This is a genomic window from Vasconcelosia minhoensis LEGE 07310 (assembly GCF_015207255.1).
Lineage (GTDB): Bacteria > Cyanobacteriota > Cyanobacteriia > Phormidesmidales > Phormidesmidaceae > Vasconcelosia > Vasconcelosia minhoensis.
This window is the reverse complement of record NZ_JADEXG010000060.1, coordinates 1-13185: the sequence shown is the minus strand read 5'-3', so window position 1 is coordinate 13185 and position 13185 is coordinate 1. Positions and strand designations below refer to the sequence as shown.

The window sequence follows — 13185 nt, the reverse complement described above, 5'->3', positions numbered from 1 at the left end:
GATAACAAGCCATGTTTATCTCGCGGATGTGGGTGATTGCCCGCAATGTTTTTCTAGAGGTGATTCGCGATCGCGTCCTCTACCTAATCGGCCTGTTTGCCCTGCTGATGGTACTGGCCGTGGTGATGCTGCCCGAGGTCGCCGCCGGAGCGGAAAATAAGATCATCCTGGACGTGGGGCTGGCCAGCATTAACCTGCTGGCGCTGGTGGTGGCGATCTTCGTCGGTACCGGCTTGATTAATAAGGAGATTGAGAAAAAAACCGTGCTAGTGCTGATTGCCAAGCCGGTCAGCCGCTTTGAGTTCATTCTGGGTAAGCACCTGGGTCTCTCGGCGGTGATGGCGGTGCTGATCGGGGCGCTGTCTGCCGTCTTTATCGCCCTGCTGAAGCTAAAAAGCATCCCCTTTCCGCTGGAGAGCGTGCTGCTGGCGGTGCTCTTTATGTTCTTGGAAATGGTGCTGCTGATTGCAGTGGCGATGCTCTTCGGCGTGTTTACCAGCTCGCTGCTGGCGACGATGATGACCTTTGCCGTCTGGCTGGTGGGTCACCTCAGCCAGGATATCGTCCGGTTTGGTGAGCTGGCCAAGAGCGCTAGCTTTGAGCGGCTGGCCCATACCCTATATCTGGTTCTGCCCGACCTAGAGCGGCTGAATCTCAAGAACGAAGCCATCTACGGGCTGACGCTGCTGCCCAGCCAGCAGGAGCTGCTGCTCAATGCCTGCTACGGCCTAATCTACACGGCGCTACTGCTGACGATCACGGTGACGGTGTTTGCCAGACGCCAGTTCTAGCCGAATTGGTCAATATAGGCCAAATTGGCTAGCCTGGAACTATGTCTAATAAACTCCACCAGCTTCAATCGCTTTTTCACTCGATGGACCGGGCGCTGATTGCCTATTCCGGCGGCATTGACAGCACGCTCGTGGCCAAGGTTGCCTACGATCTGCTGGGCGATCGCGCCCTAGCGGTGACGGCCGATTCGCCTTCGCTGCTGCCTGAAGAGCTGGAGGACGCCCGCACCCAGGCGGCTGAGATTGGGATTGCTCACCGGGTAGTGGTGACCCACGAGATGGATAACCCCAACTACACCTCAAACCCGACTAACCGCTGCTATTTCTGCAAGAGCGAGCTGCACGATACGCTGAAGCCGCTGGCCCTGGCCGAGGGCTATCCCTACGTCGTTGACGGGGTGAACGCCGACGACCTGCAAGACTATCGGCCCGGCATTCAGGCCGCTCAGGAACGGGGAGCGCGATCGCCCCTGGCCGAAGTCGGCATCACCAAGCTAGAGGTGCGCGAAATCTCCAAGCAGCTTGGCCTGCCCTGGTGGGATAAGCCCGCCCAGCCCTGCCTCAGCTCCCGCTTTCCCTACGGCGAGCTGATTACCGCTGAGAAACTCCAGCGGGTGGGACGCAGCGAGCGCTACCTGCGACAGCGCGGCTGGAAAACCCTGCGGGTGCGCTCAGACGGCGACACCGCCCGGATCGAGCTGCCTCCGGACGAGATTCAAGCCTTCGTCAGCCAAACCGACCTGGATTCGCTCGTGACCGCCTTTCGCGATTTTGGCTTTGCCTACGTGACCTTAGACCTGGAAGGCTATCGCAGCGGCAAGCTGAACCGCGTCCTCGCTGATTTACCCAGCGCTAGGTCATCTTTACTAAGGCCTCAACCTGACACATTGCAATAGTCATTTACTTAGTTAAGTAAGGCACCACGGTAGGTACGAAGAATAAATTACGCTAGTCGCTTGAGTATCAAAAGTAACAAATGCTCAAGGGCTTATTATCAAACTGGTTTTGCGTAGTATGAAATCGAAGATCGTTTCTTCACGGGAAATAATCTCGGCACGTCCTTTTATGCCTGACTGAATAGGACATTCTTTGTCGCCTGCTTTCAAAGCTAACCTTTGAGGTTCAATCATAACGTTATAAAAAGCATCTGCTACTTGACCGCTATTTTCATTCTCTGGTGTAGAGGTAGCGTCGGGTGAGATGGTGCGAACAACGCCGGGCAATGTACCAAACTGAGAGAATGGACAGGTCGAAATTCGCAATTTGACAGGCTGATCCACGCCTATTTTGCTGATTTCTTCGGTAGGTACGAGTGCCAGGGTAAGCGCAAGAAAATCGTATCCAAAGTGTGCATTGGCTTTCGGGCGATGCGGAAGTGACTAGAAGCCCCATTTTTTCGTACTTGCCGTTCTCAATAGCTTTGCCCTGTTGACATAGGAGTAGTCATTTTTCTCAATAAGGTAGTCTTTATTGATTCTTGCGCTTACCCTGGTACGAGTGCCCGTACCTTCAGCTCAGCACCGTCTGGAAAAATTTTAGCAACCGTTTCGCCAGGTTGAATAACTTGGTTGGTGTTACGCAAACTCAATGCCTGAATGGTTCCAGCGATTGGTGCTTTTAGTTCTGTGCGCATAAGGTCTCTTGTAACCTGTTCAAGTTCATGAGTGTTACTATTCAAAGTTTCATTCATTTCCGAGCGCTGCTGCATAAGCTGGGACTGCGTTTGCATAAGCTGAGAAACAGCAACGGTCCCTTGAGTGCGGGTTTGAGCAATTTTTTCTTGAGCGACCGTAACGTCGGCGTTCGTTGGATTTAGGGCTGCTGTCAGCTTATCTAGCTGAGCGCTGGCTGATTCTACAACGGCTTGCTTTTGGGCTAGCTCTAGCTGAGCGATCGCTCCCTGCTCTACTAGCTGCTGATAGCTCATCAGTTCTTCTTCAGCTAGCTGAAGATTAGCTTGGGCTTCTCTGACTTCTGCTGAAGTGGCTACTTGCAAATTGCTGTAGCTTCTCTGGCTGCCTGCCAGCTCTGCTTCTGCCATGGCGGTAGTCGTCTTAACTCGCGCTTTCTCTGTCGCAATTTGATCGGCAAGTAAGGCGATTTGGCCGTTGATTTGCGCTAGTTGTTTTCGAGTTTCGGAAATGCTTTCTTCGATCTGCTCTTTTTGGGTCCTGAGTTTGGAGCTATCTAGAGTTGCAATAGTTTGTCCTTTACTGACTTGTTGATTTTCTTGAACAGCTATGCTGACAATGCTGCCTTCTACGGGTGACTGTACCAGTCTCAGTTCGCCGTCTGGCCGGATAGTCATAGGAGCTCGGACAATGGTCTTGTATTTTACAACCGTGGTCAAGCTGGCGGAAATAGCTAATACCATGACCATAAACCAACCTCCACCTAAGACCCACGGGCTAATAGGAGGAAGCGCGCGACGGGCTGTGATGTCTTGAATTGAAGGAAGCTTTTTAGATGGGTGAGGGTTGAACATAGCGCGAGCTTGCGGAGTTTCCTTGAGTGCGAGTTTTATTCAGGAAAAGCTGATGGTCGCCGGGTTTGCCTCTGAGTTCGCTGAGCTTGCCCTGTAGCTGAAGCTGTCCCTGCTTTAGCAAAACAATTCTGTCAGCTAGCTCAACGACGCTGGGCCGGTGGCTAATGAGAAGGGTTGTTTTGCCCTGACGATGGGTTAAGAGCTGATGTAAGAGCTGGGTTTCGCTGATGGGATCGAGTCCGGCTGTGGCTTCATCGAGAATGAGGATGGGTGGATGGGTGGAGATCGCGCGGGCAATCGCTAGCCGTTGCCGTTGTCCGCCAGAGAGGTTAGAGCCGAATTCGCCAAGGACGGTTTGATACTTATTGGGTAAACGGCTAATAAACTCATCGGCTTCGGCAACTTTGCAGGCGGCCACGATCTGCTCGAATGAGATATTGGGTGCACCCAGCAGAAAGTTTTCGAGGATGGAGCGGCTCCAAAAATGAGTTTCTTGAGGAACTAAGCCAATTTGAGCGCGCAGACAGCTGAGGGAAAGATCTGACTGGTTGTAGCTGCCGATGCGAACATTTCCAGACTGGGCGCTGTGCAGTCCAGCGATAACTTTTACGAGGGTACTTTTGCCACAGCCTGAGCGACCAATCAAGGCAGTGACTTCGCCGCCGTGGATAGTGAGAGAAAAGTCTTTGAGTAGCTCGACTCGGCCTGCATAAAAGAAGTTGAGGTGAGTGCATTGAATATCCCCGTCGGCGGGCAGTTGGACTTGTGGCTTGTGAACGTCATCTAGGATTTCGTTAGTCACTCCCATGACTTCACCAAAGCGTTCTGCCGAGGCTTTTACTTTAGCGAATTCATCGGCAAAGCCGACGATGAAACCGATGAGCCCAATGAAATTCGCGTTCATGGCGTTGAAGGCTAGAAGCTGGCCGATGGTTAGCGCTTGAGAAATCACGAGGGAGCTGCCGAACCATAGCAGGGCGATACCGCCTACACCGGAAATTAAGCCTGAAAAAACGGTGTTGGCAATGCCTAGTCGAGCGAGCCAAAACTCCTGAAGTGCGACACGGCCAAAGCGGGCTTCTAACTCTGCCCAAAGCTGAGGTTCTGCCGTTGTTGATTTAAAGGTCATGGCTCCTTTGAAGTTTTCGACCAGGATGCCCTGATTGTCAGCATCTAAGGCTAGGAGCCTCCGGGTTCGCTGGTTGAGCGCAGGGAGGAAGATTAGGGCCGCAAGAGTCATCATCACCGAGAGACCTACCGAAAATAGGGTGAGCGAGCGGCTATAGGCGAGCATGAATGCGAATGAGACAAGGCCGATGGACAGCTTAGTAGGGAACTGGATGATACTGCTGGAAACGAGGCCATTGATTCGAGTAATATCTTCCAGCCGGCTGAGCACTTCGCCGCTGCGACGAGATTCGTAGTAAGCGAGGGGGAGGCGCAGAAGCTTGTTGCCGAATTCTAGCGATAGCTGAAGTTGAAGCTGTTGACCAAAGTGGGTGACTAAAGTATATTCGATCAGCTTGAGGACGCTATCGACAGCGAGGAGTGCCATGACGCCAAGAGCAACTGTGCGGAGGAGCTGGGCGTCTCCTCGAATAAGAACGTCGTCGGTGAGTATTTGAATAAAGAATGGGTAGATGAGTCCTAGTAAGCCAATTACCTGGGCGTAGAGCAGTGCCTGAAAAACAGTTGTGCGATAGTTCAGTGCTTGCTTGAAGTATCGACCTATCCCTTTTTTCGGCTCTTCTTCCTGTTCTTCAAAGATTTCTCCGCTAGGTTCTATCAGTAGCGTAATGCCATCTCCCCAACTTTCTATTAACTCGGCTTTGTGGAGATATAGAAGTCCCATGGCTGGGTCGGCAATGACATATTTGCGACCCTTTTTGCCATAGAGAACAACCCAGTGATAGCCACGCCAGTGAATAATAGCAGGCAGCGCTATCTGAGACAGATTATCGAATACTTCGGGAGTGACTTTACCAGATTGAGCCTGGAAGCCTAGCGCTTCGGCACCACGCCGGATGCCTAAGAGGGTTGTGCCCAGCTGGCCAGTGCCGACGGCTTCGCGGCTGCGGGTCAGCGAAAGGTGGCGTCCGTAGTGTTTGGCAATTGTGGCCAGACAAGCAGCGCCGCAGTCTTCTTCGCTTTGCTGCCTGACAACGGCATATTTTTTGAACATTTGTCGGGTAGTTAAGCCAGCGAATCTGAATCTGGGAAAATTGAGGCTATTTGGCCTGCTACTTTAGCACCTATTTCTGGCCGAGTTTCGGCTCCCCTTCTCCTCGGCGAGAAAGGGCTGGAGGATGAGGGCTAGTCCAAATCTGCATAATTGGGATGCGCCCCTTCCTTCGTCGGTTGCGAATGCTGATTCTCCTAAATCTTGGAAAATTTTGACTGGCAATTTTCTGCCAAACGGATTTTTTTCTGGTAAGTCACAGTTCTTAGCAGCAATATCGACTCCCCCAAAAGCGTTAAACCCTGTTGAAATTAACCCAGCGCTAATGCCTCTTCTGTCCACTAAAAATAACTGTCGAGTAATATCAGACCTAATAAGCTTGTCGCTACTGATTAAGGATTGCATAGTCATAGCCTTGGCTTAGCCATCATGCGCTAATCAGAATCCTGAGGATTCCGTACTTTATGAAAGAAAAATTTTCCTATTCCAATAAAAAGTCCTATCAAAGACAATGTAACCCCCTGGCTGAACATAAAATTGCTAATCTGAGCTTTTGGGAGTAAACCAGTTGAAATTAGTGTCCCACCTATCAGGCCAAATAAAAGACCTATAGCTGAGCCCAGAAAAATAAAGCCACGTACAAAAACCGCTAGACCGATTTCCGTTTTCCTTTCTACTAAGAACATAACCATGTTGTCTAAAATACTAAAGATTGCACCTGCTAGAAAGCCAGACAAGACTGAGATAACTATATCTGATTGAGAAATCAACGGCATAACTTTTGAGCGTTTGTTGGGTAGCTAAGCTAGTGAATTTGGAAATATTGAGGCTATTTGGCCTGTTACTTTAGCGCCTAGAATGGCTAAGTCTGGCTGTACGAGTCCTGCTGAGGGGGGCAAGCCTGGCGCGGGTTCGACAGGTTTGTCGGTTGCGCCCAAAATTGTTTTGATGACTTCGGGAGATAGCACGTCCGGGCCGCCCGCTGCTTGTTCCATCAGGGCGGCTACACCAGCGACATTCGCAACGGCGGCTGATGTGCCGACGAAAGGATTAAACGGGCTACCTTCCGGGAAAGCTGTCGTCACATTGTCCGGGCCGATTACGTCAGGTTTTCTCCTAATGATGGGTTTTGGTAGAGGGTTACCCATCTCATCGAAGAGAATCGGAACACCGCCTCGACTGGCAAAGCTATCGTACTCAGTTCCGTCATCACTGGCAGAACCAACAGTAATAGCGGCATCAGAATTTGCTGGACCATACACGGTAGGCAGCCCTAGAAGAGGATCAATATACTCATACTCGACGCTTCTATCTGACCCATTGGCGGCACTCACCCACTTAATAAGGCTAGGAGGTTTCTTGTTCTCATTGACTACATGACCAATAGTATAATAAAGCTTCTGATTGGGAGCAGCGCTGTACAACTGAGTTGTGACAGCTTCTTCGACAGTTTCTTTAGAAGGTATAGTCGAAATATTTACGATATTACTTTCGGTAGGAAGTTCAGGACTGTCTAACACGAAGAGAAAAAGTTCTGAACTTTCTTCTCTGGTCGAGGAATCCCAGGATAATAACGGCTTCAACAGTGCTCCATTCTCACCAGCTACGATGTCTTGAAATAGATCTACGCGATCAGTTGGGTCGAAATCATGAGCCTGAAAAATTACGTTATCTAACTCAAATTCTTTGCTTGGACGATATTCATCCTCATATGTGATCGTTCCGTTGTTACCAGCAGCCGTTAGGTAGACGATACCATCAGCCACTGCATCATCAATGGCCTCTACTGCCTCTCCATCTTCGAACAGAGGAGGCGATAAGCCTGCTATATCATCGAAGATAATGTCGGCACCCGCTTTCTGTAGTTCACGTACAGCAGTGATGAAGCTAGACTCGTTTAGGTCACTTAGACTGCTGCCACTACCACTAACTCCCGTGTGAAAGAGAATTTCACTACCTGGGGCGACCTTGTACACTAGTTGAGCTAGAGCCCTTCCCTCGCCTGTGGCATACACAGACTCACTCGGTATATCTTTCAAAACCTTGACGCTTGACAACTTCTGATCTGTGACATTTTCTTTCACATCAGAAGAAGCTCCAAAACTAGTAGACACTATACCTAGTTTAATACCTTCTCCCGTTATATCAAACACTCCTCTCAAAAATTTTGGGTCTAGGAGCTTATTGTCTTCTGCTCTTGACAAATACATCTGCTTAAGCCTCCTAAGGATCAAGGATGAAATAGTTTATTCAGCTTTTTTATTAGAAATAGTCTGAGCACCAGGCTTTCTGATATCAAGTTGAATCACTTAATAAATTCTCGATTCTAACTACCTAATTTCCGTAGAAGTCATCTTAAAAACAAGAGAGACAGATGTTGTAAAAAGCGCGCTAACTAATGTGCGTGAAGAAAGAAGGGTTTCCTCTCGGCTATATTTCCAGCATTATTATTATCAGATTCACTCAAGCGACGAGCCAGGAAAACCAGACGAGGTGGCTATCGCAGAAATACTAACAAACCCTACACCCATGACAAAAATCATACTTATGTTTTCATCAGACATAAAAGTGTTCACTAATCATCTTAAACGCCTCCAAGCATCTAAGTTAAGTATAAAGAGCAGCAGTTAGCTCCATCCAGGGTCTAGCTTTCTAACGCCTATTATTCCGAGCGATCCGAGACATCGTATTCGACCTCTCGAACCTTATGGATAACTGCGTAAAGTAGCTGAAAAGCAATAGAACCTATAGACAAGCATAATCCCAAGCCGGCTAGATAGGCTGTAATCTGTTCTTCTGAAATTTTACCTCTCGCATACATAGGATAGGCACTTAATCCAAAAAACAAACCTGTAAGCAGACCTGATAAAGCTACAAAACGCACGTTCTTTAGAATGCCTAGTCCACTTTGGGCTGAGCGAAAAGCTACAACTGCTATTGCGCAAGTGACTCCAGTAAAGAGCCCATACAGTGCTGCGACCATTGAGACCTGATATGAGTACATAAAGAATGACCTAAGGGGCTTGCGTTCAAATAGAATACCTATCAAACCAAGCGTTTTCGAAATATTGAGCGATATGGGTGGTACGTGATTAAACGGCGACTCCCTAAACCCTGATCATACGAAACTGAGCAGGGAAAAAGAGATATGCTGGTTGAGCATGTATGTTAAAACTTGGAAGAAACTAATTTCCTGTGACAGTTATCTGCATCAACTACCTTAGAGGTTAAACGAGAATCGCCGCCGAGTTCGCACTCAGCGGCATCACTATCCTACTTTTCCGGGCTGCTCAAAGCTGCGCCAGCAAGTGCTCCACCTGGTCCGGCACCAGCAAGCCCATAGGCTGCACCTATCCCAGCGAATGCAAGGGTTCTATACGCACTCGTGCGAAAGTTAGTCCTTCCGGTACCCATTATATTAGCGGCATCAACCGCGAAAGAAGTTATGACGCCTCTCCCAGCTCCTATAGCTCCGCCGCTAGTGTACTGCTCATCTTCAACATTGATGGGTTCAAAACAAACTGAATTTTTCATTTTACGTTCCTTCGTTTTCTTTTTTTCTGTGTTCGATTGACTAGGCTCATCTCAGAGATGAGTTAGGCGATCAATCTATCCTCATCTGACATCTGAGTGAAAACAGCTTCTGTATCAAACCGAACGAAATTATTGTAGCTAGAAGTAGCTTCAAAAAAAAGGAGAGAAATGAGAGGGTAAAACTTCACTAGCTGTTTGTTTGTTGCGCGCACTACAATACCTTTGTGTGGAGATATACAACAAATTTCGGTTTCACTTGTGCCAATCTTGACAGCTATCAGAAAACAGTAAAACAACTAAATCAGTCACAAAATGGCAAAGTAAATCGCCAATCGCTAGACATGAAGATAACATGAAGGATTTATAAAGTAAATGCAAAAATTTTAGAGTTGAATAGCTTCAATCCATCTCTACACTTGACCTGCGATGTCTTTTGTCTTTAGTTTCGCCACAACTATCGTTCTTAAATCGAACTGTGACAATTTTAGATTTCGTTTAGAGTATTTTCACACCCTAGTACAATAAGAAAAGATAATTATCTTAATTTGTTCCATTTATGTTTTGAATAATTTAGTTTTTAATACCTTCAAATCGGATGGTCGTCACCCACGAGATGGACAACCCCAACTACACCTCAAACCCGACTAACCGCTGCTATTTCTGCAAGGGCGAGCTGCACGATACGCTGAAGCCGCTGGCCCTAGCCGAGGGCTATCCCTACGTCTAACCGCTATCCTAAAACAGGAATTGCCTGAAACAGGAATTGACGGAGGCTATGCCAATGGCAACCTATGTAGTGACCGGGGCCAATCGGGGAATCGGCTATGAGTACTGCCGCCAGCTCACCGAGCGGGGCGATCGCGCCATCGCAGTCTGCCGCTCTATCTCTGAGCCGCTCCAGCAGCTGGGCATCCAGGTCGAAGACGGGGTAGACATCACCGCCGAAAAAGATGTCAGCGCCCTGGCCCATCGACTAGCTGGAACCCCAATCGACGGGCTAATCAATAATGCAGGCATTCTGGAACGGGTTAGCCTCGACGATCTTGATTTTGACAGTATGCGTCAGCAGTTCGAGGTGAATGCGTTGGGGATGCTGCGGATGACCCAGGCGCTTTTGCCGCTCATGCACGACGGCTCGAAGGTGGCGATTATGACCAGCCGCATGGGGTCGATTGGCGACAATACCTCCGGCGGCTCCTACGGCTATCGCATGTCTAAGGCGGCGACCTCGATGGCGGGCAAATCCCTGGCCCACGACCTCAAGCCCCGGGGCATTGCCGTGGCAATTTTGCATCCCGGTCTGGTTAGCACTCGAATGACGGGACATACGGACAGCGGCATTTCGCCGGAGGCAGCGGTGAAAAATTTACTCCAGCGGATCGATCAGCTGACTTTAGAGAATACCGGCACTTTCTGGCATGCTAACGGCGAAGAGCTGCCCTGGTAAAAGCGGGTAAAAGCGGGTGAAGAGCTGTCTTTGGGCAGACGGAAAAATTGCGATCGCGCCCTATAACCAAAGCAGCAACTCGCAATTATTTTTCGCACTATGGCTGTTGACGATCTCAAGCAAAGCCCGATGATGGCTCACCTGCTCGATGCGCTAGACGCGGGCAAAGATATCGGCCACTATGGCCGCCTCACCTTTACGATGATAGCTCGCCACTTCTTAGACGAAGCCACGCTGGTGGACTATTTGCAAAACGATAAAGATTTTAGCGCAGACGAGGCCAAGGGACTCTATCAGCAGGTTGAAAGCAAGGGCTACAGCCCGCCCAAGCGGGAGAGCATCTTAGACTGGCAGCAGCATCAGGACTTTCCTATCTGCCCTAACCCGGATGCCCCCGATAGCTGCAACGTCTATCAAGACCTCCAGTTCCCGACCGAAGTCTATGAAAATATCTCCGAATACTATGAGGAGAAGGCAGACTGACCCCGGCCTATGCAACTGCCTAAACAGCTTCTGCCGGTCTTAACCGCGATTATTGCCGTAATCCTAGTGGTTGCGGCGCTGCGCGCCACGCAGTCGATTACCGTCCCCCTGGCATTTGCTTTCTTTATTGCCGTATTAGTTCATCCTTTGCAAGCGCGGCTGAACCGCCGCCTGCCGCGCGGGCTGAGCCTAGCGATCGTCCTGCTGCTGCTGGCGGCAATCTTGGGAATTGGCATTGGGGTCCTATACCTTAGCATTGACATTGCCAACGAGCAAATGCTGCAATATCTGGAGCAGCTCGATCAGCTCTGGACTTCAATCCAGTCCTGGGCCCAGTCGCAGGGATTGCCGATTGAGCCAGATGCCCAAACCCAGCGGCTGGTTGAGCAGGTTTCACAGCAGGCGTTAGGCGGGGCTAAGTCGGTGCTATCGGCCCTGAGCCTTTTCACGCTCATGGTTTCAATGCTGGTGCTGCTGCTGCTAGAAGTGGGCGAGTACCAGGAGAAACTCAAGCAGGCGTTTCCCGCTAGCGCTAGCCGCCGCATCAGCGACGCGATCAGCAACACCAGCGGTAAGCTGCGGCGCTATCTGGCCGTGATGGGTTTTACCAGCCTGCTGACCGGGATTTCGACTGTTCTGTGGTGCTGGCTGCTGGGCGTTAATCTGGCCATTGTCTGGGGGCTGGTTGCCTTTGTTTTGAACTTTGTGCCTACCCTGGGCTCAATCATTGCGGTCATTCCACCTACCCTGGTGGGGCTTTCTCAGGGAATTGGGACAGGGATTGCGACGCTCTTGGGACTGATGGCGCTCCAGTTCTTTTTTGGCAACTTTGTCGATCCAAAACTCCAGGGCAAGTCGCTCCAGCTCTCGCCGTTCGTCGCCCTCGTCTCAATTATCTTTTGGGGCTGGGTCTGGGGCATTCCGGGTGCCCTGATCGGCATTCCCATGACGGTTTTTATCGTTTTGCTCTGCCAGGAGTTTGCGCCGACCCAGGGAATTGCAATTTTACTCAGCGGGTTGCCCCATTCGAAAAAATCTTAGGAACAGAAAACTTTGGTAGTGCTCCACAGATAATGATTTCGAATACTCAAATGCTTGCATTCAGGGGGGGTCAGCCTAGCATCATGACTGAAATGGGGGTACTATCCGCTCCCCTACACCCCAATTTTGGGGGGTCTGGGTCCGAGGTTTAGCCTGATATGTCTATCCCTATGCTTGAGTTAAAGCAGGTTTCTCGCCAGTTTGGGCCGCTGCTGGCGCTGAACCAGATTTCGCTACGGGTGCAGCCGGGGGAGCGGGTAGCGCTGGTCGGGCCGAGCGGGGCAGGCAAGACTACGCTGCTGAGCCTGATTGGCGGCGCTTTGAGACCGTCCTCAGGAGAGGTGTGGGTGCTGGGCGAAAATCTATCCCGACTAAATGCCCGACGGCAGCGTCGGGTTCAGCGTCAGATTGGCATGGTCTATCAGCAGCACCATCTAATTGGCAATCTGGCCGCCATTCATAACGTCAATGCCGGTCATCTGGGCCGCTGGCCGCTGTGGAAGGCGGTAGGGTCTCTGGTCTGGCCGCAGGAGGTAGAGACGGCCCGCCAGGCCCTGGCGCAGGTAGGCCTGGCTGAGAAGCTCTACGCCCGGACGGAGCGGCTGTCGGGCGGGCAGCAGCAGCGGCTGGCGCTGGCCCGGGTGCTGGTGCAGAACCCGGCGCTAATTCTGGCCGATGAGCCGGTAGCTAGCGTTGACCCAGCCCGATCGCACAATCTCATGCAGCATCTCCAGCGGCTTACCCAGCAGGGCAAAACCCTGATTGTCAGCCTGCACGACGTCGATCTGGCGCTGCGGTACTGCGATCGCGTTGTCGGCCTGCGCCAGGGCGAGATTTACTTTGACCAGCCCAGCACCGAAGTCAGTCCGGGTCAGCTAGCGACCCTTTATGCTTTAGACAGGGCTGCCTGACTGCTGCTGAACCACTGTGCTCAAAGGGTTAAAAACATTTTCTGAATCGGTTCCCCGCCGAGGGCTCTGGATTGCGGCCTGGGTGGGGGCGCTGCTGGGGTCACTGTGGCTGGCCGGGGTCGGACGGGAGGCCATCTTCAACTGGGGCGGCCTGCCGCTGCTGGGCCAGTTCTTACGCGCTAGCCTGACGCCCGCCCTAGATGCGGCTTTCCTTGGCGTGATTGGTCAGGCGACGCTGACGACGCTGGCCTATGCCGTCTGCGGCACTTTTTTGAGCGTCCTGATTGGCCTGGTCGGCGGCATTCTCACCCTGT

Annotated in this window: 12 protein-coding genes and 2 pseudogenes; 8 read left to right on the top strand and 6 right to left on the bottom strand. The window is 51.0% G+C overall.

Features of this window, described 5'->3' with window-relative positions:
• Positions 1–11 precede the first annotated feature (11 nt).
• Entirely contained in the window at positions 12–791 is a 780-nt protein-coding gene (locus IQ241_RS20040) for an ABC transporter permease (protein WP_193910645.1), read from the top strand.
• A gap of 41 nt (positions 792–832) precedes the next feature.
• Complete coding sequence (gene larE, locus IQ241_RS20035) at positions 833–1687, top strand: ATP-dependent sacrificial sulfur transferase LarE (RefSeq protein WP_193910643.1); 855 nt, start codon at positions 833–835, stop codon at positions 1685–1687.
• 84 nt (positions 1688–1771) lie between these two features.
• On the opposite strand, the gene IQ241_RS20030 is transcribed toward larE, so the two are convergent.
• The 6 genes from IQ241_RS20030 to IQ241_RS20005 all read right to left on the bottom strand — a co-directional run bounded on the left by IQ241_RS20030 (position 1772) and on the right by IQ241_RS20005 (position 8438).
• Entirely contained in the window at positions 1772–2071 is a 300-nt protein-coding gene (locus IQ241_RS20030; protein ID WP_193910641.1) for a hypothetical protein, read from the bottom strand.
• 203 nt (positions 2072–2274) lie between these two features.
• Positions 2275–3276: an HlyD family secretion protein gene (locus IQ241_RS20025; RefSeq protein WP_193910639.1), complete on the bottom strand. Its 1002-nt coding sequence runs from the start codon at positions 3274–3276 to the stop codon at positions 2275–2277.
• Entirely contained in the window at positions 3254–5458 is a 2205-nt protein-coding gene (locus IQ241_RS20020) for a peptidase domain-containing ABC transporter (protein ID WP_193910637.1), read from the bottom strand. The genes IQ241_RS20025 and IQ241_RS20020 overlap by 23 nt, the downstream gene beginning before the upstream one ends.
• A 431-nt stretch (positions 5459–5889) precedes the next feature.
• The gene (locus tag IQ241_RS20015) at positions 5890–6231 is read right to left on the bottom strand and encodes a hypothetical protein (protein ID WP_193910635.1); all 342 of its coding nucleotides are present in this window, start codon (positions 6229–6231) and stop codon (positions 5890–5892) included.
• A gap of 24 nt (positions 6232–6255) precedes the next feature.
• A complete protein-coding gene (locus IQ241_RS20010) occupies positions 6256–7659 on the bottom strand; it encodes a S8 family serine peptidase (RefSeq protein ID WP_228021890.1) in 1404 nt (467 codons plus the stop codon).
• 458 nt (positions 7660–8117) lie between these two features.
• On the bottom strand, positions 8118–8438 hold the full coding sequence (locus tag IQ241_RS20005; protein ID WP_193910631.1) for a hypothetical protein: 321 nt from the start codon (positions 8436–8438) through the stop codon (positions 8118–8120).
• Positions 8439–9581: 1143 nt separating this feature from the next.
• On the opposite strand from IQ241_RS20005, the pseudogene IQ241_RS20000 reads away from it, so the two are divergent.
• The 6 genes and pseudogenes from IQ241_RS20000 to IQ241_RS19975 form a co-directional block, all read left to right on the top strand.
• Positions 9582–9713, top strand: a pseudogene (locus tag IQ241_RS20000) (ATP-dependent sacrificial sulfur transferase LarE); the annotation flags it as partial.
• Between the two features lie 57 nt (positions 9714–9770).
• Positions 9771–10436: an SDR family oxidoreductase gene (locus IQ241_RS19995; protein WP_193910629.1), complete on the top strand. Its 666-nt coding sequence runs from the start codon at positions 9771–9773 to the stop codon at positions 10434–10436.
• A gap of 99 nt (positions 10437–10535) precedes the next feature.
• Complete coding sequence (locus IQ241_RS19990; protein ID WP_193910627.1) at positions 10536–10919, top strand: hypothetical protein; 384 nt, start codon at positions 10536–10538, stop codon at positions 10917–10919.
• Positions 10920–10928: 9 nt separating this feature from the next.
• Positions 10929–11960: an AI-2E family transporter gene (locus IQ241_RS19985; RefSeq protein WP_193910625.1), complete on the top strand. Its 1032-nt coding sequence runs from the start codon at positions 10929–10931 to the stop codon at positions 11958–11960.
• 170 nt (positions 11961–12130) lie between these two features.
• Positions 12131–12871 carry a phosphonate ABC transporter ATP-binding protein gene (locus tag IQ241_RS19980; protein WP_228021889.1) on the top strand — a complete coding sequence of 247 codons (741 nt, stop codon included), beginning with the start codon at positions 12131–12133 and terminating at the stop codon, positions 12869–12871.
• Positions 12872–12887: 16 nt separating this feature from the next.
• Positions 12888–13185 (top strand): annotated as a pseudogene (locus tag IQ241_RS19975) (hypothetical protein); the annotation flags it as partial.